This window comes from Alteraurantiacibacter buctensis, assembly GCF_009827655.1.
Classification (GTDB): Bacteria; Pseudomonadota; Alphaproteobacteria; order Sphingomonadales; family Sphingomonadaceae; genus Alteraurantiacibacter; species Alteraurantiacibacter buctensis.
Window position 1 is genome coordinate 550,073 of the sequence record NZ_WTYV01000002.1, and the last position, 24,528, is coordinate 574,600.

Below are 24,528 nucleotides of genomic sequence, written 5' to 3' on the forward strand. Positions count from 1 at the left end.
GGCGATCAGAGATCGATCAGCAGGCGCATCGGATCCTCGATGGCTTCCTTGATGATCTTCAGCGCGGTAACGGCCTCGCGCCCGTCGATGATGCGGTGGTCGTAGCTGAGCGCAATATACATCATCGGGCGGATCACCACCTGGCCATTGCGGGCCACGGGGCGGTCCTCGATGCGGTGCAGGCCCAGCACGGCGCTCTGCGGCGGGTTGATGATCGGCGTGCTCATCAGGCTGCCGAACACGCCGCCGTTGCTGATGGTGAAGGTGCCGCCGGTCATGTCGGCCATGGTCAGCGCGCCATCCTTGGCCTTCTGGCCATAGGCGGCGATGGCCTGCTCGATCTCGGCAAAGCTCATGGCGTCCACGTTGCGCACCACCGGCACGACGAGGCCGTTGGGGGCGGACACGGCCACTGATAGGTCGACGTAATCGTGATAGACGATCTCGTCGCCTTCGATCTTGGCGTTGACCGCGGGCACGTCCTTCAGCGCCAGCGTGGCCGCCTTGGCGAAGAACGACATGAAGCCCAGCTTGATGCCGTGCTTCTTGGCGAACAGGTCCTTATAGGCCTCGCGCGCCTCGATCACGGCGGACATGTCCACGTCGTTGAACGTGGTCAGCAGGGCGGCTTCTTCCTGCGCGCTCTTCAGCCGCTTGGCGATGGTCTGCCTGAGGCGCGTCATCTTCACGCGTTCCTCGCGGCGCTCGCCCGCTGCGGCGGGGGCGGCAGAGGCGGGGGCCGAAGCCGTGGCCGCAGGGGCGGCCTTCTTGGCTTGCGCGGCTGCCAGCACGTCTTCCTTGGTCAGGCGGCCATCCTTGCCGGTGCCCTTGATGGTGGAAGGGTCAAGGCCCGCTTCCAGCACCGCGCGGCGCACGGCGGGGGACAGGGTCAGGTCAGCCTCGGCTGCGGGAGCGGGAGCGGCGGGGGCTGCCGGGGCCGGAGCAGGGGCGGGAGCAGCAGGCGCAGCCGGTGCAGCCGGAGCCGCCGGGGCAGCGGCAGGCTTGGCGGCTGCGGTGGCACCAGCTTCCACCATGGCGATCACCGCGCCCACGTTCACCGTGGCGCCAACCTGCACAAGCTGTTCGCTCAGCACGCCGGCCACCGGGGCGGGCACTTCGATCGCCACCTTGTCGGTTTCCAGGCTGGCAATCGGCTCGTCCGCCTTCACGGCATCGCCGGGCTTCTTCAGCCATTCGCCAAGGGTGGCTTCGGTAACGGATTCGCCCAGCACGGGGACTTTGACTTCAGTGGCCATCTTCGTGTTTCCTCAGGCCTTCGCGGCAGGGGTAAGGCCCAGCGCATCGGCGACAAGCGCGTTCTGCTGGGCAAGGTGGGTCTTGGCAAAGCCGGTGGCGGGCGATGCGCTGGCATTGCGCCCGGCATAGCGCGGGCGCATGCCGGCATGGCCGGCGGCGGTCAGGGCTTGCTCGATGCGGCTCTCGACGAAGAACCAGGCGCCGTTGTTCTTCGGCTCCTCCTGGCACCAGATCACGTCCTTGAGGCCGGTCATCTTCTGCAGGCGCGCGGCCAGCGGCTCACCCGGGAAGGGATAGAGCTGTTCCAGCCGGACCACGGAGACGTTCTCCAGCCCCTCGGCATCGCGCTTTTCCATCAGGTCATAGGCGACCTTGCCGCTGCACAGCACCAGCCGCTCCACCTTGGCATCGGCGATCTCGGTTTTGTCCGAGAGGATCCGCATGAAGTGGCTGTCAACCTGGAAGCGGGCCGCATCGCTTTTGGCCATCGGATGGCGCAGCAGGCTCTTGGGCGTCATGATGACCAGCGGCTTGCGGAACGGGCGCAGCATCTGCCGGCGCAGCACGTGGAAATAGTTGGCCGGGCTGGTGATGTTGCACACCTGGATGTTGTCATCGGCACACAGTTGCAGGAACCGTTCGAGGCGCGCTGACGAGTGTTCCGGCCCCTGGCCCTCGAAGCCGTGCGGCAGCAGCATCACCAAGCCGTTGGCGCGCAGCCACTTGGCTTCGCCGCTGGCGATGAACTGGTCAATCATGATCTGCGCGCCGTTGGCAAAGTCGCCGAACTGCGCCTCCCACATCACCAGCGTCTTGGGATCGGCCCCGGCAAAACCGTATTCGAAACCCAGCACGCCGAATTCGCTGAGGACGCTGTCATACACCTCGAACTTGCCGTGGGGCAGGGTGGTGAGGGGGATGTACTTGTGCTCGTCCTTCTGGTCGACCCAGATGGCGTGGCGCTGGCTGAAGGTGCCGCGCCCGCTATCCTGCCCGGACAGGCGCACGCCGAAGCCTTCGGAAACAAGGCTGCCGAAAGCGAGTGCTTCCGCCGTGGCCCAGTCGAAGCCCGTGCCGCTGGCGAACATCTCGCGCTTGGCATCGAGCACGCGGGCCAAGGTCTTGTGGACGGTGAGGCCTTCGGGGATGGTGGTCAGCGTGCGGCCCAGGCTTTCGAACAGCTTGGGGCTGATCGCGGTATCCACGTTGCGGCGCGCGGTTTCCGGATCCGCCGGCTTGTGCAGGCCGGACCAGCGGCCGCCGAACCAGTCGGCCTCGTTGGCCTTGTAGCCCTTGCCCGCCTCGAACTCCTGCTCCAGCAGGGCATTGAAATCATAGCGCATGTGATCGGCATCGTCGGGGCTGATCACGCCTTCCGCCGCCAGGCGCTTGGCATAGACCTCGCTCACCCGGTCGTGCGCGCGGATGCGCTCGTACATCAGCGGCTGGGTGAAGCCCGGCTCGTCGCCCTCGTTGTGGCCGAAGCGGCGATAGCACCACATGTCGATCACGATGTCGCGCTTGAAGGTCTGGCGGTATTCGATGGCCAGCTTGCAGGCGAAGGTCACGGCTTCCGGGTTGTCGCCGTTGACGTGCAGGATCGGGGCCTGCACGCCCTTGGCCACATCGCTGGGATAGGGGGACGATCTGGCGAACTGCGGGCTAGTAGTGAAACCGATCTGGTTATTGATCACGAAGTGCAGGCAGCCACCGGTGTTGTAGCCGCGCACGCCGGACAGGCCCAGGCACTCCCACACCACGCCTTGCCCCGCAAAGGCGGCATCGCCGTGGAGGAGGACCGGCAGCACCTTCTCGTGCTTGGACAGATCATCGTGGATCGCCTGTTGCGCGCGCACCTTTCCCAGCACCACGGGGTTGACCGCTTCCAGGTGGCTGGGGTTGGGGACCAGGCTCATGTGCACCTTGATGCCGTCAAACTCGCGATCGGTGCTGGTGCCCAGGTGGTACTTCACGTCACCCGATCCGCCCACGTCATCCGGGTTGGCGCTGCCGCCGGAGAATTCGTGGAAGATCACGCGGTAGGGCTTGGCCATCACGTTGGCCAGCACGTTCAGGCGGCCGCGGTGGGCCATGCCGTACACGATCTCGCGCACGCCCATGGCGCCGCCATACTTGATCACCGCTTCCAGAGCGGGGATCATGGACTCGCCGCCATCCAGGCCGAAACGCTTGGTGCCGACGTACTTCTTGCCCAGGAACTTCTCGTATTCCTCGCCGCGGATCACCGCGCCCAGGATGGCCTTCTTGCCCTCGTTGGTGAACTGGATCACCTTGTCCGGGCCCTCGATCCGCTCCTGCAGGAAGCGGCGCTCCTCCACGTCGGCGATGTGCATGTATTCGCAGCCGACATGGCCGCAATAGTTCTTGCGCAGCGTCTCCACCAGTTCGCGCACAGTGGCCCATTCGAAGCCCAGCGTGCCGCCAAGGTAGACCTTCTGGTCCAGCGCAGCGCCGGAAAAACCGTGGTATTCGGGCGTCAGGTCGGCGGGGATGTCCTGCTTGGTCAGGCCCAGCGGGTCCAGGTTGGCCGCCAGGTGGCCACGCACGCGATAGGTGCGCACCAGCATCATCGCCCGGATTGAGGCATCGGCGGCCTGGGTGATCGCCGCCGGGTCCATCGCCTGGCCAGCCTTGGCGGCAGCCTTTTCCACCGCGATGCGCATGGCCGTGGGGTCCATCGCCCCCGAAAGGTCGGCCCCGTCGGTCAGCGGCCAGCGCGGATTGGCCCACGAAGGACCGGGCTGGGGGCCATCCTGGCCGTCCAGCTCGGGGAGGAAATTGTGCGCGTCGTTACCCATGGCGGCTAATCCCGTGTGCGGTTTCAGGCGAGCTCTTTGAGCAGCGCGTCGAGCGTTTCACCCAGCAGGCTGGGCGAGGGGGAAACGCGGATGCCCGCAGCTTCCATCGCCGCGATCTTGTCGTCCGCGCCGCCCTGGCCGCCCGAAACGATCGCGCCCGCGTGGCCCATGCGGCGGCCCGGAGGAGCCGTGCGGCCGGCGATGAAGCCCACCATCGGCTTCTTGCGGCCCTTGGCGGCTTCCTGCTTCAGGAACTCGGCCGCCTCTTCCTCGGCAGACCCGCCGATTTCACCGATCATGATGATGCTCTCGGTTTCCGGATCGTCCAGGAACAGGTCCAGCACGTCGATGAAGTTGGTGCCGTTCACCGGATCGCCGCCGATGCCGACCGCGGTGGTCTGGCCCAGGCCGATCTGGGTGGTCTGGAACACGGCTTCATAGGTGAGGGTGCCCGACCGGCTGACCACGCCCACGCTGCCCTTCTTGAAGATCTTGCCCGGCATGATGCCGATCTTGCACTCGTCCGGCGTGAGCACGCCAGGGCAGTTGGGGCCGATCAGGCGGCTCTTGGTGCCGGAAAGCGCGCGCTTCACCTTGACCATGTCCATCACCGGAATGCCCTCGGTGATCGCCACGATCAGTTCCACCTCGGCCTCGATGGCTTCCAGGATCGAGTCCGCAGCGAAGGGCGGCGGCACGTAGATCACCGATGCGGTGGCCCCGGTAGCTTCCTTCGCCTCGCGCACGGTGTTGAACACCGGCAGGCCGATGTGGGTGGAGCCACCCTTGCCAGGAGTCACGCCGGCGACCATCTGCGTGCCATAGGCGAGCGCCTGCTCGGTATGGAAAGTGCCGGTTTCACCGGTCATGCCTTGCGTGATGACCTTGGTGTTCTTGTTGACGAGGATGGACATTCAAATCTTCCCTTGGGAGTGAGTCCCTGCGAAGGCCGGGACCTCAGGCAATGCAGCGATAGGCCGCAGGAGATCCCGGCCTGCGCCGGGACTCACGAATTCATGCGAGCGAGCCGTCAATCGCGCGGCACGCCACCAGCAGTTCCTTGACCGCATCGACGCTGACCTGGAAGTTGGCCTTGGCTTCGGCGTCGAGGGCGATCTCGACCACCTCTTCCGCGCCGCCCGCGCCGATCACCACCGGCACGCCGACATACAGCCCGTCGAGGCCGTACTGGCCGTCAACGTAGACCGCGCAGGGCAGGATGCGCTTCTGGTCGCCCAGGTAGGCTTCAGCCATGGCGATGGCGCTGGTGGCGGGGGCGTAATAGGCGCTGCCGGTCTTCAGCAGGGCGACGATTTCGCCGCCGCCGCTGCGGGTGCGGGCGACGATCTCGTTCAGGCGTTCGGTGCTGCTCTTGCCCATCTTGACGAGGTCGGTGACCGGAATGCCGCTGATGGTCGAGTATTCGAGCACGGGCACCATGGTATCGCCGTGGCCGCCCAGCACGAAGGCGTTCACGTCCTTCACCGAAACGCCGAATTCCCACGCCAGGAACGTGGCGAAGCGCGCCGAATCCAGCACGCCGGCCATGCCCACCACCTTGTTGTGCGGCAGGCCGGAGAACTCGCGCAGCGCCCACACCATCGCGTCGAGCGGGTTGGTGATGCAGATCACGAAAGCGTCGGGCGCGTGGTTCTTGATGCCTTCGCCCACGGCCTTCATCACGCTGAGGTTGATGCCCAGCAGGTCGTCGCGGCTCATCCCCGGCTTGCGGGGGACACCGGCGGTGACGATGATCACATCGGCGCCCGCGATGTCCGCATAGTCGTTGGTGCCCTTGATCTGCGCGTCAAAGCCTTCGATCGGGCCACACTGGGCCAGATCCAGCGCCTTGCCCTGGGGAATGCCCTCGGCAATGTCGAACAGGACTATGTCGCCCATTTCCTTCTTCGCGGCGAGGTGGGCCAGGGTGCCGCCGATCATGCCGGCGCCGATGAGGGCGATCTTCTTGCGTGCCATTGAATGCCGTTCCTTGCATTGCAGCGCGGGCGCGAAAGAAAAGTCCGTGATGGCCCGCCCCGCGCACCGCCATGGGGGAGGGACCGTCAGAATACCGGCATCGGCCCTACGCCTGCGGGCAGGGGTTGGCAACCGCCAAAAGCCCGTATTTGCGGGTTATTTGTGATAACAGTTCGCAGTAGCAATAATGCGGGTTTCAAGGTGACTTTGTCTGGCAAGATCCGCCCGAATGCCTTGTGGCAACGTTCGATGAATGGCCCATGACAATCAGCCCACAAGCCGCAGGTTGGCTCCCTCGCGCTCGTCCTGCAGCAGGCGCAGCGCCAGGTGGGCGGGGACCGCGCGGCTGAAGTGGTAACCCTGGCCCAGCGTGCACCCGGCGCGGCGCACGGTTTCCACCTGCTCGGCGGTTTCCAGGCCCTCGGCCACGATCTCCATCTCCAGCGTTGCCCCCATCTCGGCCACGGCGCGGATGATAGCATCGCTCTTGCGGCCGGTGTTGGGGCCGGAGACGAAGCTGCGATCCACCTTGATCGTGCGGAACGGGTACTTGTTGATGTAGTGCAGCGAAGAATAGCCGGTGCCGAAGTCGTCGAGCGCGAAGCGCACGCCTTCGACTGCCAGCATGTCCATGAACTGCGCGGTGGCGGCGTTGTCGGCCACGAACAGGTTCTCGGTCACTTCCAGTTCCAGCCGCCGCGCGGGCAGGCCGGCGTCACGCAGCGCCGCCAGGATGCCCAGCGCCGCGCCGGGGGCGTGGATCTGCACCGGCGAGAGGTTGACCGCCAGGGTCACGTCTTCGGGCCAGTTGACCGCTGTGCGCGCCGCCATGCGGGTGATCCAGTTGCCCAGGGTGATGATCAGGCCGGTATCCTCGGCCACGGGGATGAAATCCTGCGGGGGAATCTCGCCCCGTTCCGGGTGGAACCAGCGGACCAGCGCCTCGAACGCGCGGATGCGGCCGGTCTTGAGGTCCACGATCGGCTGGAAATAGATCGACAGTTCGTCACGCTGGATCGCCCCGCGCAGTTCCGCCTCGATCTCCTTGCGGCGTACCAGGTTGCGCGTCATCGCGTGGTTGAAGAAGCACACCTGGTGCTGCCCGGCGGCCTTGGCATAGTAGAGCGCCAGCCCGGCGTGCTGCATCAGGTGTTCCAGGTCCGGCTGGTCGGGGTCGAGCAGGGCAACCCCCAGCGAGGCACCGCTTTCGATCCGCTGGCCGCTGACCCGCATCGGTGCGGCCAGTTCGGCGCTGAGCGCGCCCGCCAGGATTTCGGCCTCGATGCGGGTGGCCAGCGGGACGGCCAGCAGGAACTCGTCGCTGCCGAAGCGGGCCAGCACGGCATCGTCCGGCGCGCGGATCACCAGCCGGTCGGCCACCAAGCGCAGCACCTCGTCGCCCACGTGGTGACCCAGCATGTCGTTCACTTCCTTGAAGCGACGCAGGTCGATCCAGAACAGCGCGACCTGCTGGCCAGAGGCGCGGCTGGCAATCAGGGCCTGGCTCGCCTCGGTAAAGCCGGTCCGGTTGTTGAGGCCGGTGACACCGTCAGTCAGCGACTGGACGCGCATGGCGTGGGCCAGCCGCTCGCTCTCCGCCGCCAGCCGGACCTGCCGCCCCAGGGCGGTAAACATGGCCATGGTGACGAATGTCAGCGCAACGCTCATGCACGGCAGGATCAGGCCCAGCGCCACCAGCGGCGGGCTGCCTTCGATGAAGCAGGCCACCGTCAAGGGGGTGAAGGTCAGCAGCATCTGCCCGATCACCACCGGAGGGCGCGCGGCATTGCCCACGGCGATGCCCGCGCCGACGGTCATGGCGTAGCCCACCACCAGCACTGTCAGACTGTCCGGCGTGCCAGTCAGCACGGCCAGCGTGGCACACAGGCCAACAAGGCCGGCGAAGATCAGCGATGTTGCCGGGAAAATCTGCCGCAGCACCTGGGCCGTGCGGCCTTCGGTGCCAAGATGGGCCAGCGCCAGGAACACGCGCAGCGCGGTAATCAGCGCCAGCGTCCCGCCGGCGGCGCGGAGATGGTCGTTATTCGTGCTGGCAATGATCGCCTGCGCCACCAGCAGCGCACACAGGCAGTTGATCAACAGGCCGGTGGGCCGGTTGTGCATCGAGCGCGCCAGCTCCGCGCGGACGCGCAGCTCCTGCCGTTCAAAGCCGAACAGGTCGGCGAGGATGTTCTCCAGGTTTTTGATCGGACCTGCTCCGTTGCGACGGTGGAGCTTTAGGCAGGGCTTTGAAATTTTTGGTTAAGCCCGACGATACAGCGTTCTACCTAGCGGGCCCTACAACCCGTTGGCGGCATCCTTCTCGATCCGCGCGGCCAGCCGCCGGTCCAGCGTGCGACAGATGTCGAGCCACCAGGCGTGGCCGTCCGCGTCACCCGCCACCCGCGCGGCGCAGGCCAGTTCGGCGGCGATTCGCGGAGCGGCCAGGCCATGCAGGGCAAAGTGGCCCAGCGCCGCATGCAGCACGGCCGAGCGGATCTGGTGCAGCGTGTTGTCGTTGGCGGCCTGGCGGCGGGCCAGCGCGCGCACCTGCAGCGGGCGCATGCGCGGGCCGGGGGTGCGGGTGGCAGCGGCAAAGCGGATCGACATGGGGGTAAAGGCTCCTGCGGCTGCCGGGGCGATGCCACCACGGCACCGCTGGGCCGTGCTCTAGCTGGCCCACGCTAAGCAGGAGTTTGGCAAAATGGTTTCCAGAACCTTTGCTGCCGCTTGGCGCAGGCTAGGGCTGCGCCAGCCAGGTTCCGCTGCTCTCGTATTCCTTGCGCACCTGGCCCGATTGCGGGAACAGCTGGGTCTGCGGTGCCGCGCTGGTGGCGGGAACCGGAGCGGGGGGCGTAAGGGCCGCACCGTCGCCGCTTCCGCCCGCAGTGCCGGCCACGATCACCGGCAGTGGCACGGCGGGCACGCCCAGTTCGCCCGCCAGCGGCATGACCGCGCCCGAGGTGCTCCGCACCGGCAGCGGCTCCACCCCGGCATAGGCGGCGGTGAAGGCGCTGGCCCGTCCCGCCATGCCGCCGAAGCGGTAGAAGCGGTGCGCGCCGATGGTGCCCACCGGAGTCAGGCTGGGGGCCCAGTAGGGATAGATCGCGGTGGTGTGATAGTGCGTGGCCAGTCCCACTGGCGCGAACACGAAGCCGCCCAGCGCGGCGCTGGCCACGCGGCGCGCCTTGTTCCACGCCGCCACGGACGGGCGGCGGGCCAGCGACCCATCGCAAGTGAAGCTGAACTGGCAGCCGGTGCTGCGCTGCGATCCCTGGAAGACCACGCCGCACACCGTGTTGGGATAGCTGGGGTGGCGCACGCGGTTCATCACCACCTGGGCCACGGCCTGCTGGCCTTCCAGGCTTTCGCTGGCGGCCTCGTAATAGATGGCCATGGTCAGGCATTCCTCGGCCCGCAGCTTGTCGGTGAAGCTGCCGCCCATGGAGAAGGCGCGGGCAGCGGGGCCGCGTTGCGGCAGGGCGGGGGTGGTCAGCGAAGCCTCGTCCACCGCAGGGGTAAGGGCAGCGGCTTCCTCGCCGCTGGCCAGGGCCACGGCCGGCGCACCATCGGCGGGGCGCCAGGCGGCGAACTCGGGATCGAGCGGCTGGATCGCGGGTGCGGCGGTTGCAATGGTGGCGGGCTTTTCCGCAACATCGCCCACGCCGGGGGCGGCCATGGCGGGCACGGCCACGGCCAGCGCCAGCACGCCGATCCGGCGGCGCAGCAGGCGGCGGCTGGCCGGCCGGGTCAGGCCGTGGCTGCGGGCGCGCCGCGTCACCCGGGCGGAAAAGTCCCCCGGTTGCAGCTCGTCCATGTCATGCCAGTAGGCCAGCGTTCGATTCCCGCGTGCGACACCGGGCAATTCCGATGCGCCACAGGCGCCTAGCGCGAATTCCTTACCGATTCCGCACCAGCTAACGCCACGTCCCGTAACGGGACGGTGCGGGCCGGGGGGTTAACGCCCCGGCCCGTCCGCAATCAGTCCATCAGGCCGCGCGCGCGCAGCATCGGCTCCGCCCGCGGATCGTGGCCGGTGAAGTCACGATACATCTGCTCGTAGCTCTTCGAATGGCCCTGGCCCAGGAAGGTGGCGCGGATCCGGTCACCCATGGCCCGCGTCATGCCGCCGTTTGCCTCCACATAGGTGTAGGCATCGTGGTGAAGCATCTCGGTCCACTGGTAGGCATGGTAGCCCGACGAATAGCCGTTGGAGACGATGTGCCGGAAGTAGGGCGTACGATAGCGCGGCGGCACCAGCGCGGTGTTGAGGCCGGTGCGCGCCAGCGAGGCGTTCTCGAAAGCCACCACGTCAGCGGGGATCTGGCCCGGTTGCAGGCGGTGCCAGTCAAGGTCCACCAGCGAGGCCGAGATCAGCTCGCCAAAGGCATAGCCCTGATCGAACTTGCTGGCGCGCTCGATCGCCTCGATCAGCTCGGCGGGGATCGTCTCGCCGGTCTGGTAGTGCTTGGCATAGTTGTTCAGCACGGCCGGGATGGTGGCGAAGTTCTCGTGAAACTGGCTGGGGAATTCCACCCAGTCGCGCGCGGTGTTGGTGCCGCTGATGCTGGGATACTGCTGGCTGGCGAATAGGCCGTGCAGGGCATGGCCGAATTCGTGGAACATCGTGGTCACGTCGTCGAAGCTGGCCAGCGCCGGCTCGCCCGGGGCGGGCGGGGCGATGTTGAGCGTGTTCGACACCACCGGCTTGTTGCCCAGCAGGTAGCTCTGCTCCACGAAGTTGTTCATCCACGCGCCGCCGTTCTTGTTGCCGCGGGCGAAGGGATCGAAATAGAACAGGCCCATCTCGGTCCCGTCCTTGTCGATCACGGTATAGACGGTCATGTCCGGGTGATAGACGGGGATGTCGGTCCGCTTGCGGAAGGTCATCCCGTAAAGCTGCTCGGCCATGTAGAACACGCCGTTTTCAAGCACGTTGGTCACCTCGAAATACTGCCGGATGCGGCTTTCATCAAGGTTGTAGCGTTCGGCCCGCACCTTCTCGGCATAGAAGGCCCAGTCCCACGGCTGCACGGTGAAGTTGTGGCCGTCTGCCCGGATGCGCTCGTTCAGCACCTCGGCCTCGCGTGCCTGGGTGGCGGCGATGGCGGGCACCATGTCGCGCAGGAACTGCTCGGCGCGGGCCGGGGTGGCGGCCATGCGGTCGTACATCTGCCAGGTGGCATAGTCCGGCGCGCCCATCAGTTGCGCCTTGCGGGCGCGCAGTTCCATCACCTCGCGCACGATGCCGGTGGTGTCATACTCGCCGCCCGACGAGGTGCGGTTGATGCTGGCTTCGTAGAGGCGGCGGCGCGTCTCGCGGTTTTCCAGCGCGGCCAGCAGCGGCTGCTGGGTGGTGTTGATAAGCGCGAGCATGAACTTGCCGGGATGGCCGCGTTCGGTGGCAAGGCGGGCGGCGGCCTCGATCTGGCCTTCGGTAAGGCCCGCCAGTTCGGCGCGGGTCTCGACCAGCACGGCGGCGGCGGCGGTGCCCTGGGTCAGCTTCTGGCCGAACTCGCTCTCCAGGCTGGAGAGGCGGGTGTTGATCTGGCGCAGATCCGCCTTGGCATCGGCATCCAGCAGCGCGCCGCGATGGACGAACTCCTGATAATAGATGTCCAGCAGCATCGCGTCCTCGGCGGTCATGCTCATGGCGGCGCGGTTGTCGTACACCGCCTTCACCCGGGCGAAGAGCGCATCGTTGAGGTAGATCGCATCGTTCATGGCCGCCAGTTGCGGGGCCACGGCGCTGTCGATCGCGTCCAGCGTGTCGTTGGTGTTGGCGCCCTGCACCTGGTAGAAGGCGGCGGCGGCGCGGTTCAGCATCTGGCCGGTGCGCTCCATCGCCACGATGGTGTTCTGGAACGTGGGCGCTTCCGGATTGCGGGCGATGTGCTCGATCTCGGCCAGCTTGATGGCGATGCCCTGCTCGATCGCCGGCTGGTAGTCGCTGTCCTGGATGCGGCTGAAATCGGGCGCGCCGAAGGGCAGGGTGCTGGGAGCTGCGAAAATGCCGGTGCCCACGGGGATCGGGGGCAGGGCCTGCGCGGTGGCGGGAGCGGCGGCGCTGTCAGACATGGTGGTGCAGGCGCTGAGCAGGGCGGCGGCGGCAACCCCGGCGAGAAGGCGAACGGACATGGATTCTCCTGACAAGGCAGGCAAGCAGGCGCGACCCCGCGCGCCCGGTTACCATTGAAACGGAACTGCTCTCTAGTGAAACCATCATGGCAGGGCAATGAACAAAGCGGACGACCTCAGCCCACGGGAAATTGTTCGACCGGCGTATAATGCGATCCGACCGGCGACAAGGTGCTGGCGAACAGCGTGAAGCTGTCCACCGTGCAGGGCGGGGCGGCCAGAAGGGCATGGGCCGCCAGCCATTGGGGCACGCCGGGCACCTGGCCGCCGAGGCGGGCGAGGGTGACGTGCGGCAGGAAGCGCCGCGCTTCGGGCGGGAAGCCGGCCATGGCGCAGGCCTGGGCCACGCGCGCCTGCAGCGCATGCAACGGCTCGCTGGGGGCGACACCGGCCCACAGCGCCTTGGCGCGGCCCTTGTGTTCGAAGTGGCCCACGCCGGACAGGGTCAGGGTGAATGGCGTAACCGGCACACGGGACAGGGCCAGCACCAGATCGTCCACCGCAGGCTGCGGCACGTCGCCCAGGAAGGTCAGCGTCAGGTGCAATTGTTCGGCATCCTGCCAGCGGGCATCGGCCAGGCCCTCCATCGTATCGAGCAGCAGGTCGCTGACCGGTTCCGGCAGGGTCAGGGCGGTGAACAGGCGGGGCATCACAAAACCTGTGCCACGTTTGCCGCCCCGTTGCGATGGCCTTGCGAACGCCCGTCAGGTGGCCCCGTAGGTTCGCAGGATCCGGCCATAGCGCAGCGCGGTCGCCTCGTTGAAGTGGACCCCGTCCGATGTATGGTCGGCCAGCACCGGTTGCGGGATCAGGCGACCCACGCCGTGGGCGGTAAGCTGGCGGATGCCCCGGTTGAGCGCGGCGATGGTGGCGGCATCGAAATCCGGCCCGGTGGGCATCTTTGCCTGCTCGGCGGGCCACACTTCGGACACCCATACCCGCTCCGGTCCGCAAGCGGCCACCATCCGGCGCAGGTTGGCCAGCGAGGCCGCGGGGCGGCGCATGTCCGGCTTGGCATCGTTGGTGCCCAGCGCAATCACGATCTCGGCATCGGACAGCAGGCACAGCGTGCGCGCCATGCGCGTCATGTCGCCGATGGTGGCGCCGGGATAGCCGGCAAACAGCACCCCCTGGCCCGATGGAATGCCGGTCAGCCGGCTGTCACCGATCACGATGCGGCTGGCCAGCGGGGCCTGCGCCAGGGTGCCCACGGTGCGTGGTGATACGGTCGGCTCCAAGGGGGTGGGGGCCACCAGCCAGCCGGCAAAGACATAGACCCCCAGCACGCCGATGCCGCCCCAGCGCAAGAGCCGGCGCAGCGGGCTTGCGACAGGTTGCGGCTGGCGGGAGGCGGAACGGGCGGCCCAGCGGTCCGCCAGCCAGCGGCGCACCTGCGGCCGGCGATGCTCGGTCAGCTTCGCCACCTGCCCCGCCAGCGCCACGATCAGTGCCAGCCCGGCGGCAAACAGCAGCAGGTTGTCGCCCGCGCTTAGGCCATAGCCGCGAGCTAAGGTCAGCAGGGGCCAATGAATCAGATAGAGCGTAAATGAACATTCCGCGAGCCACGAAATCTGCGGGTGAAATCTCTCCAGCAAGGCTGCGCGGGACTGTACCAGCGGCTTCATGCCCAGGAAGCACAGTGCTACACCCAGCCCGAACACGAAATCCGAAGCAGCAAGCTGGGCGAAGCCCAATTCTGCAGGAGTCGTGTTCAGAGCACTGAACATCAACATGTTCAGCGTCGTTTCGAACTTCACGGACAGCAGGATTGTTGCCAGGCCAGACAAGATCGCAATAAAGCCTGTATCGGCCGGAAGGGTCTTCCCGGGGCCGAAGCGGGCCAGCGCTACACCCAGCAGCCAGATGGGGAGCAGCAACAGCACTGTGATGCCGGCGACCGCTGCGGCAAAAGCCAGCACTGCCATTCGTCGCCACCCCCGCAGGTAGAAGGCCGCGCCAAACAGGACATAGAACCAGACTTCCACGGCCAGAGACCAGTAGGGGGGGTTCCATAGCGGACCCACCCCAAAGGACGTTTCGCTCAGGAAAAATGCCGGAAGCACCACTGCTGCCACGCTGGGTGTCGTGTAGGCACGGCTCTGCTCGATAACGTCGATCTGGCCAATCTGCCCGATCGCCCAAGCCACCAGGCCAAGGCCGATCGCTACCGGAACCAGGGGGGCCACGCGGGCGAAGCGCGCAATCGCATAATGTGGCAGGCTGGACGGGCGGCACCAGGCAGAATTCGCAATGACCAGGCCAGAAAGGACGAAGAATACGATTACCGCATTGTGCTGAAGACTTGTGTCGAACCCGAAGGGTCCAGTGTAAAGTTCCTGCTGCACGGCATGGCCGACGAGCACCACCAGTGCTGCTCCGCCCCGGATTCCATCTAGCGCGATGGACATGGGGCGATCTAGGAATCTTTCGCGGACCATTTGAGCACCGTTAGGCAATCATCGCTAAACTCGGGTTAACGGCGTGCCCCCAGCTCGGCGGTCCCGTTCCTGAGGGGCTGGTTTAATCGCGGGACTCTGCTTGCCCGCCCCTTGACCCACGGGAACATTTGCGGAACACAGGTTTCCGACGGGCTGGACCTTCGGCCCACTGGACTCTTATCCGCAAAGGCCCATATCGCCCGCCATGGCTCTCTCCCAGATTTCCGTCCGCGGTGCCCGTGAGCACAATCTCAAGGGTATCGACATCGATCTGCCGCGCGATGCGCTGATCGTGATCACCGGCCTGTCAGGCTCCGGCAAGTCGAGCCTGGCGTTCGATACCATCTATGCCGAGGGGCAGCGGCGCTATGTCGAGAGCCTCAGCGCCTATGCGCGCCAGTTCCTTGAGATGATGCACAAGCCGGACGTGGAGCATATCGACGGCCTGTCGCCCGCCATTTCCATCGAGCAGAAGACCACCAGCCGCAACCCGCGCTCCACCGTCGCCACCGTCACCGAGATCTACGACTACATGCGCCTGCTGTGGGCGCGGGTGGGCACGCCCTATTCGCCCGCCACCGGCCTGCCGATCGAGGCGCAGACCGTGTCCAACATGGTCGACCGGGTGATGGCCCTGCCCGAGGGCACGCGCATCTACCTGCTGGCCCCGGTCGTGCGCGGCCGCAAGGGTGAATACCGGCGCGAACTGGCCGAATGGCAGAAGGCCGGCTTCACCCGCGTGCGGATCGACGGCGAGATGATGGAGATCCAGGACGCGCCAGCCCTCGACAAGAAGCTGAAACACGATATCGAGGTGGTGGTCGATCGCCTGACCGTGCGCGAAGGCATCGAGACGCGGCTGGCCGACAGCTTCGAGCAGGCGCTGAAGCTGGCCGAGGGGCTGGCCTACGTGGACCTGGCCGATGGCGTGGTGCCGGGCCGCGAGGACGAGGCGGCGGGCGGCGGCAACCTGAAGGGCGCCGGCCTGCCCGCCAACCGCATCGTGTTCAGCGAGAAGTTCGCCTGCCCCGTCAGCGGCTTCACCATCGAGGAGGTGGAGCCCCGCCTGTTCTCCTTCAACGCGCCGCAGGGGGCCTGCCCGACCTGCGACGGGCTGGGCGAGAAGATGCTGTTCGATCCGCAGCTCGTCGTGCCCAACGAAACGCTCAGCCTGAAGCAGGGCGCGGTGGTGCCCTGGGCCAAGAGCAACCCGCCAAGCCCCTATTACATGCAGGTGCTGGCCAGCCTCGCCAAGGCCTATGGCTTCAGCCTGGAAACCCCCTGGACCGACCTGCCGGGCGAGGTGCAGCTGATCGTGCTCTATGGCACCGGCGGCAAGCGCGTGCCCTTGACGTTCAAGGACGGGCGCAAGGAATACACGGTCGACAAGGCGTTCGAAGGCGTCATCGGCAACCTCAACCGCCGCCTGCTGCAAACCGACAGTGCCTGGATGCGCGAGGAGCTGAGCCGCTTCCAGACCGCGCAGCCGTGCGAAACCTGCCACGGCGCGCGCCTGAACGACAAGGCCCTCTCCGTAAAGGTCGCCGGCAGCGACATCAGCGGGCCGGTGCGCCTGTCCGTCTCGGACTCGCTGGCCTTCTTCACGCAACTGCCGGAGAAGCTGACCGACACCCAGAACCAGATCGCCCGCGCCATCCTGAAGGAGATCGTGGAACGCCTCGGCTTCCTCAACAACGTGGGGCTGGATTACCTCAACCTCGATCGCACCAGCGGCACGCTGAGCGGCGGGGAAAGCCAGCGCATCCGCCTGGCCAGCCAGATCGGCAGCGGCCTCAGCGGCGTGCTCTACGTGCTGGACGAGCCGAGCATCGGCCTGCACCAGCGCGATAACGACATGCTGCTGGCCACGCTGAAGCGCCTGCGCGACCTGGGCAATACCGTGATCGTGGTTGAGCATGACGAGGACGCCATCCGCGCGGCGGACCACGTGGTGGATCTGGGGCCGGGCGCGGGCGTCCACGGCGGCGAGGTGGTGGCGCAGGGCTCGCTGAAGGACATCCTGAAGAGCAAGAAGAGCCTCACTGCCGCCTACCTCAACGGCAGCCGCCGGATCGAGGTGCCGGCCACGCGCCGCAAGGGCAACGGCCACAAACTGACGGTCCACGGCGCACGGGCCAACAACCTGAAGGATGTGACCGCCTCCATCCCGCTGGGCACCTTCACCTGCATCACCGGCGTATCGGGCAGCGGCAAGAGCAGCCTGACGATCGACACCCTGCAGGCCGGCGCATCCCGCCAGCTCAACAACGCCCGCGTCATCGCCGGGGCGCATGACAGGATCACCGGCCTGGAATTCTGCGACAAGGTGATCGAGATCGACCAGAGCCCCATCGGCCGCACCCCGCGCAGCAACCCCGCCACCTATACCGGCGCCTTCACCCAGATCCGTGACTGGTTTGCCGGCCTGCCCGAAAGCGCCGCGCGCGGCTACAAGGCGGGGCGCTTCAGCTTCAACGTCAAGGGCGGCCGGTGCGAGGCGTGCCAGGGCGATGGCCTGATCAAGATCGAGATGCACTTCCTGCCCGACGTTTACGTGACGTGCGAGGAATGCCACGGCAAGCGCTACAACCGCGAGACGCTGGAGGTGAAGTTCAAGGGCCACTCCATCGCCGACGTGCTCGACATGACGATCGAGGACGCGGAGGAGTTCTTCAAGGCCGTGCCCCCCATCCGTGACAAGATGCACATGCTGAACGAGGTGGGGCTGGGCTACGTCAAGGTGGGCCAGCAGGCCACCACGCTATCCGGCGGTGAGGCGCAGCGGGTGAAGCTGGCCAAGGAACTCAGCCGCCGCAGCACCGGGCAGACGCTGTATATCCTGGACGAGCCGACCACCGGCCTGCACTTCGAGGACGTGCGCAAGCTGCTGGAAGTGCTCCACCGGCTGGTTGACCAGGGCAATTCCGTGGTGGTGATCGAACACAATCTGGACGTGATCAAGACCGCGGACTGGATCATAGATTTAGGCCCTGAGGGCGGAGTCAGGGGCGGGGAAATCATCGCTTCCGGTACGCCGGAAGCCGTGGTCACCGTTGAGCGCAGCTATACCGGCAAATACCTTGCCCCGCTCCTGACCCGCGCTCAGTCCTGATCTGGGGCCGGGAGTCGAAGACGTGGCGCAGCCACAACGCGGCGTGCGGGGCGGGGAGATCATTGCTTCGGGTACCCCTGAGCAGGTGGTGAAGGAGGAGCGGTCTTATACGGGGCGGTATCTGGGGCCGTTGTTGGGGCGTTGACGGAGAAAGATGACCGGTTGCTGCGCCACGCTATCTCTCAAACTTTTCTACATCGTACGCTTCAGTCCGGCCATCTGGTTTATTTCGGACACTAAACTCGACGGCTCCTCCCTGAAGTAGCCAACCCCACACATCCGGCGTAACATTTTGTCTGGCAATGAAGAACTCTCTGCCATCTCGAACTTCCAAGAATCCAAAATTCTCCTGTCTTCCCCTGAGTTTCAAACCACCGAAGAAGCGGCCATCCTCGAAACTATGCGGATTCTCGTGATAAATTTCGTTGTTAATCCATTCTTGAAGACGACGCGCGTTGACGGCGTCGATCCGACGATCCGAAATTAAAGCCTTCAAACAGGGGAGAACCTTAAGAACATGGTCGACGATGGTATCGTCAAATGCACGGGTTCCCTCGCTCTCCAAATAGCTCACAAAGTTACCACACTCATCTTCAGCTAAAGACAAAGCCTCATTTCCAACAAAAAAATCGATCTTTCTCTGATAAAACTGAACCCAAAGATCTATAATCAGGGCCGTCTCTTTGAAGGTTGGACCACTTAGTGCATCTGCCCTCGTCAAATAACTCTTTGCAATGTCAAATCTGCACTCACGCATCTCGGCTCTTGCGGCTTCACGAAGGACTGGTGCTGCATCTGGGTCGAGCGTCAGAGCTTCTGCAAATTGCAACGCGGCATCTGCTGCATAACCTGCTCGGAGAAGCATGCCGCCGAGAAAGAAGTGTAATTGCGGTTGCTTCGGCCCATATTCCAAAGCAGCTTCATAGGCCTCAATAGAGCGAGGCAAGTCGGACCAGACGTAGGCAGCATAGCCCTCAAATCTATAGACTTCAAAATATCCAGGTGCTGAAATTTTGAGTTCTTCGATCCCCTTCTCAACTTCCTCCGTTAAGCCACGCTGTAAAGATCGATGAAGATCGCGCAGTTTTGCTTCTGCGACAGCCTCGCCTTTCGTCCGAACGACATAATTTCGGATTTCATATCGATTAAAATCTTGATTAGCTCTTCGAATCTCAAAACGGCTTTGAATTTTTTGGAAACGGCGCTGATAGATTTCCATTTCATCCTTGGCGGGATTCGATATTCTAACGATATACGACCGCACAGACGGACGAAGTCTAAAGGTTCGTTCTGAGTTGGGAAGATCAGAAAATTCAACAAGCGCGAACCGTGAGAGTTCCAATAGTCCCGATTCGACCTCTACCGCGCTTAAACCAGAAATCTCTTCAACTACAGAAGCAGCGATGGACTCAGATACTGAGACTAGGCATTGCGCAACCTTGATGGCCTGACCTTGTAATCGATCAAGGACATTTTCGAGGCAGAATCTGAGTGCATCTTTTGGGTCACTGACGATTCTTTCTGGTGACGCGCCACTTTTGACAGCTAGTGCAAGCCATTTTATCAACAGCGGTTTAAAGCCAAGCCTGCGGCAATACTTCGTAAGCTCAGCGTCCGTCTTGTCATTTAAAGTCTTTATAGAATCAGATTTAGAAAGTATTCGTAGATATTTTAGACTCTCAGACTCTGAAAATTGCGGAACAGAAATCGGTAAATCGCCACTAATAGGAACGCGAGAAGTAAGCAATACCTTGCTATCACCTGGCACGTCTTGAACTAAACGCTCAATGTAGGGTCCTGTTATAGTTTCAAGATTATCAATTACAAGAAGAACCTTGTTTTCTTCTAGCAATAATAAAAGACTCTCAAACGAATCTTTGCCCTCCCGCCCAAACGATGATGCATCTTCAATGATGCGCAACGAATCTGTATAGGATGATGATATATCCTTTATACCGCGTTCAGTGAGTGTAGCGGTCTTTGCAGAATACCATAATATTAAGTCGAAGTTGTGGTCATCTGAATCAATAAGATTCCACAGCGTATGCAATGTTAGTGCCGTTTTTCCATTACCTCCGTCCCCCAAAACGGTAATAACTGGGTAGCGACCGAGAATTTTCTTTTTTAATTCCGACTCAAGTTCTGGGCGTCGAAGAAACCCTGTGTCCTCGTAGTCAGGTATCGGTAGGTTATTCAATGCTCCAAAATCGGGTGGATTCTCAAGTACAGATATTGATCGGTTCGCTAGTCGCTCTGGATCTTTACTATACTCGGCATAGGTCCGCGCCAAATTTGGCCAGAAATTTGGCTTATTCAGCAGGTCTGATGCAAACGCAAAACCGATAACGTATTCATCGACTGTGAGTGGTCGGCCGTGCATTACGGAATTGCGAACGCCTATAATTCGCCCCAATTTGCCAGATATATTTTTGATATAATTTATAAACGATTCGGAAAAATACTCCTTATGTCGAAGTGTTATAGAAAATTTTTGACCTAAATCGAGTGCATGAACAAGATCAAAAGTGCTCTCCGCATCGAAGGTTTTTGCGCTGTTTTGTGACAAAATGAGACGAGATTTTGTTGTCTCGTCTTCTGTAAGCACTAAACTATCGTCTGGAATGCTCCTAATATAAGACGAGAGATCAGTTTCTAGTGCGTCAAACAGGATGAACAGCGCTATTCTTTGGATGCTTGCCATCTGCTTAAGGTCTCCTCTGCTTTCGGATATATTCGTTTCCGTCTACATTTCCACGATTTTTCTTTCCTACACACCCCAATCCATGCCTCAGTCCTCCCGGTAAACCCTGACCGGAAAGGACCAGTCCCATGTCCCCCTATCCCTCGCGCCGCCCGGCGGCGGTGCCTGCCATCGACCGTCCGAGCAATCCTGCGGCGGAGGCGGCGTTTGTCGCTTCGTGGCTCGCGCATGTCGAAGCGGGCCGTATCGGTAACCGGACTCCCATGCCCCCCGAAGAACTCGCCGTGCAGCGCGCCAACGAGATGGCCGTGCTGGGGCGCACGCCCAGTTTCCTCGATCTGCCCGCGCCGCAGCCGCCGCGCCGCCGGTGGGGGCGCTGAGCATGGACCGCAACTGGCGCGACAGTCTCCCCGGCATCGAGCGGGTGGATTACGAGAGCGAATACGGCCTCCTGGCCGACGATGCCGTGGCCGGGTGCCTGCTGGAGGCGGCGGAGTATTTCGGGCCGGGGCTGGACGAGGGGGAGGGGGGCGTTGCGCCTGCATTCGAGGGTGGTGGCGCCGCGCCCACCCCCGGCCCCTCCCGTTCACGGGAGGGGGGATCGTCGCGCGAAGTTGTCCCCCTCCCGCCTGCGGGAGGGGTTAGGGGTGGGGGCGGTGCCGCCGACTTCTCGCCGCAAACCCGCCCCCCAGCTCGCCCCGGCCCCGAACCCCTGCTCACCCGCCCTCTGCAGGCGGTGTTCTGCGAGCACCTGGCGCGGCATGGCAACGTGCGGCTCGCCTGCCGGGCGGCGCGGGTTTCCGCCCAGACGGCCTATCGCATGCGCCGCGCCTGCGGGCAGTTCCGCGCGCTATGGGATGCCGCGCTGGTGATCGCGCGGGACCAGGTGGAGGACGTGCTGGCCGATCGCGCGGTGCACGGCTGGGAAGAAGCGGTGTTCTATCACGGCGAGGAGGTGGCGCGGCGGCGGCGCTATGACAGCCGCCTGCTGCTGGCCCACCTGGCGCGGCTGGACCGGCTGGCCGAGCGCGCCGCCGGGGGCGTGGTGGAGCGGTTTGACGCGGCGCTGGAAGCCCTCTCGGCCGACGAGGCGCTGGTGCTGGACCCGGCCGAGGCGGCGGTGGCGAGCGTCTCCGGCGTGGTGACTGGCGATGGCGAGACCCTTGCGCAGGCGGAGACGCCAGCCGCCGGGGATGGCGCGCCAGAACCCGGCGTGCCGCTGCTGGAAGCGCAGCTCTGCTGGCTGGAGGAGCACCACGGCGACCTGACCGAGGAGGAGGAGATTTTCCATCTCCTGCACACTGTTCCAGGTGTTCCAGGTTCGGCCCTGCGGCTGTTCGGCTGGACCGGCAGCGAGGCCGAACTGGCCGCCGACCGGGCGCGCTGGCAGGCACGGCGGGCAGCGTGGGAGGCGCAGCAGGGTGGGGGAGAGCCGGAAGCGCCTTCCGCCAAGGGCGCGGAAGGGGACGCGATCAGCCCTGGACCAGCTCGATGCTGACAGGGGCGTGGCCGGTGCGGACCATGCCGATCTGCTGGGCCGCGGCGTGCGAGATGTCGAGCACCCGTCCGCGCGCATAGGGCCCGCGGTCGTTCACCCGCACGATCACGCTGAGGCCGGTGCGCTGGTTGGTGACGCGCAGGCGCGTGCCGAAGGGCAGAGTGCGGTGCGCGGCGGTCAGGTCGGTAGGGTCGAACGCCTCGCCGCTGGCGGTGCGGTTGCCGGCCAGCTCGCGCCCGTAGTAGCTGGCCATGCCGGTATCGAGCATGGTGGCGACCTGCGCGGAGAGGGGGGCCTCGGCGGGGATGGGGGCGGGGGCAACCTCGGTGACGTCGACCGCGTGGCCTTGGGCAAACGGCTCGGTCTGGGCGGGGCCAAGGTCGGCGAAGGCGGCGGCCACGGTGCTGGCGGCGGGCTGCTCCGCACGGCCCGCGGTGGCCGGCAGGGCCAGCAGCGCCAGGGTGGCAAGCGCGACCGCACGGGTGCGGCGGTATGGTGTCGGGAGGCCCGTCATGGCGCGAGGCTCTAGGCCGGAAGGGGTTGCCAAGGCCATACCGGCAGGCTCCAGCCACCGTGTTGCAGGCGCAACTCACCGCATTGCGGAGCAGAAACGGGGCTTGCGCGGGGGTGGAACGGGTGCGGGACGGGGGAGCGGGGGCAGCAACGGAAATGGGGCCGGCATCGCTGCCGACCCCACTCTCACCGACGTGTGGACCGATCCCCGGAGGGACTGGTGCTTGACGCCCGGCGCATCACCGCAGGCAGGCTGCGGCACGCTTCCCGGCGCTCGCGCCGGTGCCGGATCCGCCGGTTGGCCGGGTATGGTGCAGGCACCTGTCCCTTGCCGTCCGGCAGGTCCGCGACCGGGGCCTTGCGGTTCCCGCCACCTCGAGCGGCTCCGCCTGTGCCAGGGGGCATCGGCGTTGCCATCGGTGGCTGGACGCTTGGCGGTCCGGCCGTGTCGCTGGGGTGGTGCCCGATGGGATGCGCTGTGCTTCGTCGGGATCACACCTTGCGGATGCTACCCTCTGTCCTACAGGCGTCGCATTGTGCCACACCTTCGCTTCGACTCGCGTTCCGTGAGTGGTCCGTTGCCTTGGATCGCCAGGGCGGTCCTTCGCTTCGGTGTCGCTCGCTTCGTGCGTGTCGATAGGTGGAGAATGCGCGCCTGGACTGAGTCGGGCAAGACGGGCAGCGTGGCACTTATCCACTTCTAGCGCAAAGGCCAGTGGACAAGGGTGGATAAGTCCACGCTTCACCGCAAACCGCCAGGTTGCAGTGCATAAAGCCGGGTGTGCGGCCGGATCAGCGGCGGCGGTCGCGCTGGGCGAGCAGGCGCAGGCGCAGGGCGTTGAGCTTGATGAAGCCCGCCGCGTCCTTCTGGTCATAGGCCCCGGCGTCATCCTCGAAGGTGACGTGGGCTTCGGAATAGAGGCTGTTGGGGCTCTTGCGGCCGACCACGCTGGCCTGGCCCTTGTACAGCTTTAGCCGCACGGTGCCGGCCACGCGCTCCTGGCTGAGGTCGATGGCGGCCTGCAGCATCTCGCGCTCCGGGCTGAACCAAAAGCCGTTGTAGATGAGCTCGGCATACTTGGGCATCAGCTCGTCCTTGAGGTGCGCGGCACCGCGATCGAGCGTAATCTGCTCGATCCCGCGATGGGCGCGGGCGTAGATCTCGCCCCCCGGGGTCTCGTACATGCCGCGGCTCTTCATGCCCACGAAGCGGTTCTCGACCAGATCCAGCCGGCCGATGCCGTGCTTGCGGCCCAGGTCGTTGAGCGCGGCGAGCAGGGTGGCAGGGCTCATGGCCTCGCCGTTGAGGGCGACGCCATCGCCCTTTTCGAAGTCGATCTCGATGTACTCGGGCGTGTCCGGGGCGTTCTCCGGGTCCACGGTGCGCGAGTAGACATAGTCGGGCGTCTCCTGCCACGGGTCTTCCAGCACCTTGCCCTCGGAAGAGGTGTGCAGCAGGTTGGCATCGGTGGAGAAGGGGCTGTCCCCCCGCTTGTCCACCGGCACCTTGATCTGGTGCGCTTCGGCCCAGGCGATCAGGGCGGTGCGGCTGGTCAGATCCCACTCGCGCCACGGAGCGATCACCTTGATGTCCGGGTCCAGCGCATAGGCCGACAGCTCGAAGCGCACCTGGTCGTTGCCCTTGCCGGTGGCGCCGTGGGCCACGGCATCGGCGCCGGTCTGGTGGGCGATCTCCACGAGTCGCTTGGAGATCAGCGGGCGGGCAATGGAGGTGCCCAGCAGGTAGTCGCCTTCATACCGGGCATTGGCGCGCATCATCGGGAACACGAAATCACGCACGAACTCTTCGCGCAGGTCCTCGATGAAGATGTGCTCGTCCGGAATGCCCATGGCGCGGGCCTTGGCGCGGGCGGGCTCGATCTCCTCGCCCTGGCCGAGGTCGGCGGTGAAGGTGACCACTTCCAGCCCGCGCTCCACGCTCAGCCACTTGGCAATGACGGAGGTATCGAGACCGCCGGAGTAGGCCAGGACAACGCGCTTGATATCGGACATGGAATCGCTCCCGCTGGAAGTGGCGCGCGCCTAACAGGCGGGGGGGATGTAGGCAACGGACA

Annotated in this window: 16 protein-coding genes; 3 read left to right on the plus strand and 13 right to left on the minus strand. The window is 64.9% G+C overall.

Translation table 11 applies throughout. The annotated features are described in order from the left end of the window. Positions 1-5 precede the first annotated feature (5 nt). From odhB to GRI99_RS07250, 10 genes are all read right to left on the minus strand, one after another. On the minus strand, positions 6-1,256 hold the full coding sequence (odhB, locus tag GRI99_RS07205) for a 2-oxoglutarate dehydrogenase complex dihydrolipoyllysine-residue succinyltransferase (RefSeq protein ID WP_160771347.1): 1,251 nt from the start codon (positions 1,254-1,256) through the stop codon (positions 6-8). A 12-nt stretch (positions 1,257-1,268) separates the two neighbouring features. Then, a complete protein-coding gene (locus GRI99_RS07210; protein WP_160771348.1) occupies positions 1,269-4,076 on the minus strand; it encodes a 2-oxoglutarate dehydrogenase E1 component in 2,808 nt (935 codons plus the stop codon). A 23-nt stretch (positions 4,077-4,099) separates the two neighbouring features. After that, positions 4,100-4,990 (minus strand): succinate--CoA ligase subunit alpha, encoded by an 891-nt coding sequence (gene sucD / locus GRI99_RS07215; protein ID WP_160771349.1) that lies wholly within the window; start codon positions 4,988-4,990, stop codon positions 4,100-4,102. Between the two features lie 100 nt (positions 4,991-5,090). Next, positions 5,091-6,053, minus strand: coding sequence for a malate dehydrogenase (mdh, locus tag GRI99_RS07220; protein ID WP_160771350.1), 963 nt, complete (start codon positions 6,051-6,053; stop codon positions 5,091-5,093). A gap of 267 nt (positions 6,054-6,320) precedes the next feature. After that, complete coding sequence (locus tag GRI99_RS07225; protein ID WP_160771351.1) at positions 6,321-8,177, minus strand: putative bifunctional diguanylate cyclase/phosphodiesterase; 1,857 nt, start codon at positions 8,175-8,177, stop codon at positions 6,321-6,323. Between the two features lie 174 nt (positions 8,178-8,351). Continuing rightward, entirely contained in the window at positions 8,352-8,663 is a 312-nt protein-coding gene (locus tag GRI99_RS07230; protein WP_160771352.1) for a hypothetical protein, read from the minus strand. Between the two features lie 130 nt (positions 8,664-8,793). Next, positions 8,794-9,870, minus strand: coding sequence for a cell wall hydrolase (locus GRI99_RS07235; protein WP_202392975.1), 1,077 nt, complete (start codon positions 9,868-9,870; stop codon positions 8,794-8,796). Between the two features lie 164 nt (positions 9,871-10,034). Then, a complete protein-coding gene (locus GRI99_RS07240) occupies positions 10,035-12,191 on the minus strand; it encodes a M3 family metallopeptidase (RefSeq protein WP_160771353.1) in 2,157 nt (718 codons plus the stop codon). Positions 12,192-12,307: 116 nt separating this feature from the next. Beyond that, on the minus strand, positions 12,308-12,841 hold the full coding sequence (thpR, locus tag GRI99_RS07245) for an RNA 2',3'-cyclic phosphodiesterase (RefSeq protein WP_160771354.1): 534 nt from the start codon (positions 12,839-12,841) through the stop codon (positions 12,308-12,310). A 54-nt stretch (positions 12,842-12,895) separates the two neighbouring features. Beyond that, entirely contained in the window at positions 12,896-14,599 is a 1,704-nt protein-coding gene (locus GRI99_RS07250; RefSeq protein ID WP_160771355.1) for an SGNH/GDSL hydrolase family protein, read from the minus strand. A 235-nt stretch (positions 14,600-14,834) separates the two neighbouring features. On the opposite strand from GRI99_RS07250, the gene uvrA reads away from it, so the two are divergent. Further along, a complete protein-coding gene (uvrA, locus tag GRI99_RS07255; protein WP_160771356.1) occupies positions 14,835-17,741 on the plus strand; it encodes an excinuclease ABC subunit UvrA in 2,907 nt (968 codons plus the stop codon). Between the two features lie 175 nt (positions 17,742-17,916). On the opposite strand, the gene GRI99_RS07260 is transcribed toward uvrA, so the two are convergent. Continuing rightward, positions 17,917-20,442, minus strand: a complete 2,526-nt coding sequence (locus GRI99_RS07260; protein ID WP_160771357.1) for a tetratricopeptide repeat protein — start codon at positions 20,440-20,442, stop codon at positions 17,917-17,919. A gap of 128 nt (positions 20,443-20,570) precedes the next feature. Between GRI99_RS07260 and GRI99_RS07265 the strand changes: the two genes are divergently transcribed. Both GRI99_RS07265 and GRI99_RS07270 read left to right on the plus strand, forming a co-directional pair. After that, on the plus strand, positions 20,571-20,822 hold the full coding sequence (locus GRI99_RS07265) for a hypothetical protein (RefSeq protein WP_160771358.1): 252 nt from the start codon (positions 20,571-20,573) through the stop codon (positions 20,820-20,822). 2 nt (positions 20,823-20,824) lie between these two features. Then, positions 20,825-21,940: a hypothetical protein gene (locus GRI99_RS07270; protein ID WP_160771359.1), complete on the plus strand. Its 1,116-nt coding sequence runs from the start codon at positions 20,825-20,827 to the stop codon at positions 21,938-21,940. Here the strand turns inward: GRI99_RS07270 and GRI99_RS07275 are convergent. Beyond that, a complete protein-coding gene (locus GRI99_RS07275; RefSeq protein ID WP_160771360.1) occupies positions 21,915-22,454 on the minus strand; it encodes a septal ring lytic transglycosylase RlpA family protein in 540 nt (179 codons plus the stop codon). The two genes, GRI99_RS07270 and GRI99_RS07275, sit on opposite strands and share 26 nt — an antisense overlap. A 791-nt stretch (positions 22,455-23,245) precedes the next feature. Continuing rightward, positions 23,246-24,466, minus strand: a complete 1,221-nt coding sequence (locus tag GRI99_RS07280) for an argininosuccinate synthase (RefSeq protein WP_160771361.1) — start codon at positions 24,464-24,466, stop codon at positions 23,246-23,248. Between the last annotated feature and the right edge of the window lie 62 nt (positions 24,467-24,528).

Excerpts from the sequence above, each read along its gene's own strand:
- odhB (WP_160771347.1), bottom strand. The coding sequence starts at position 1,256 with ATGGCCACTGAAGTCAAAGTCCCCGTGCTGGGCGAATCCGTTACCGAA.
- GRI99_RS07210 (WP_160771348.1), bottom strand. The coding sequence starts at position 4,076 with ATGGGTAACGACGCGCACAATTTCCTCCCCGAGCTGGACGGCCAGGAT.
- sucD (WP_160771349.1), bottom strand. The coding sequence starts at position 4,990 with ATGTCCATCCTCGTCAACAAGAACACCAAGGTCATCACGCAAGGCATG.
- mdh (WP_160771350.1), bottom strand. The coding sequence starts at position 6,053 with ATGGCACGCAAGAAGATCGCCCTCATCGGCGCCGGCATGATCGGCGGC.
- GRI99_RS07225 (WP_160771351.1), bottom strand. The coding sequence starts at position 8,177 with ATGCACAACCGGCCCACCGGCCTGTTGATCAACTGCCTGTGTGCGCTG.
- GRI99_RS07230 (WP_160771352.1), bottom strand. The coding sequence starts at position 8,663 with ATGTCGATCCGCTTTGCCGCTGCCACCCGCACCCCCGGCCCGCGCATG.
- GRI99_RS07235 (WP_202392975.1), bottom strand. The coding sequence starts at position 9,870 with ATGGACGAGCTGCAACCGGGGGACTTTTCCGCCCGGGTGACGCGGCGC.
- GRI99_RS07240 (WP_160771353.1), bottom strand. The coding sequence starts at position 12,191 with ATGTCCGTTCGCCTTCTCGCCGGGGTTGCCGCCGCCGCCCTGCTCAGC.
- thpR (WP_160771354.1), bottom strand. The coding sequence starts at position 12,841 with ATGCCCCGCCTGTTCACCGCCCTGACCCTGCCGGAACCGGTCAGCGAC.
- GRI99_RS07250 (WP_160771355.1), bottom strand. The coding sequence starts at position 14,599 with ATGTCCATCGCGCTAGATGGAATCCGGGGCGGAGCAGCACTGGTGGTG.
- uvrA (WP_160771356.1), top strand. The coding sequence starts at position 14,835 with ATGGCTCTCTCCCAGATTTCCGTCCGCGGTGCCCGTGAGCACAATCTC.
- GRI99_RS07260 (WP_160771357.1), bottom strand. The coding sequence starts at position 20,442 with ATGGCAAGCATCCAAAGAATAGCGCTGTTCATCCTGTTTGACGCACTA.
- GRI99_RS07265 (WP_160771358.1), top strand. The coding sequence starts at position 20,571 with ATGTCCCCCTATCCCTCGCGCCGCCCGGCGGCGGTGCCTGCCATCGAC.
- GRI99_RS07270 (WP_160771359.1), top strand. The coding sequence starts at position 20,825 with ATGGACCGCAACTGGCGCGACAGTCTCCCCGGCATCGAGCGGGTGGAT.
- GRI99_RS07275 (WP_160771360.1), bottom strand. The coding sequence starts at position 22,454 with ATGACGGGCCTCCCGACACCATACCGCCGCACCCGTGCGGTCGCGCTT.
- GRI99_RS07280 (WP_160771361.1), bottom strand. The coding sequence starts at position 24,466 with ATGTCCGATATCAAGCGCGTTGTCCTGGCCTACTCCGGCGGTCTCGAT.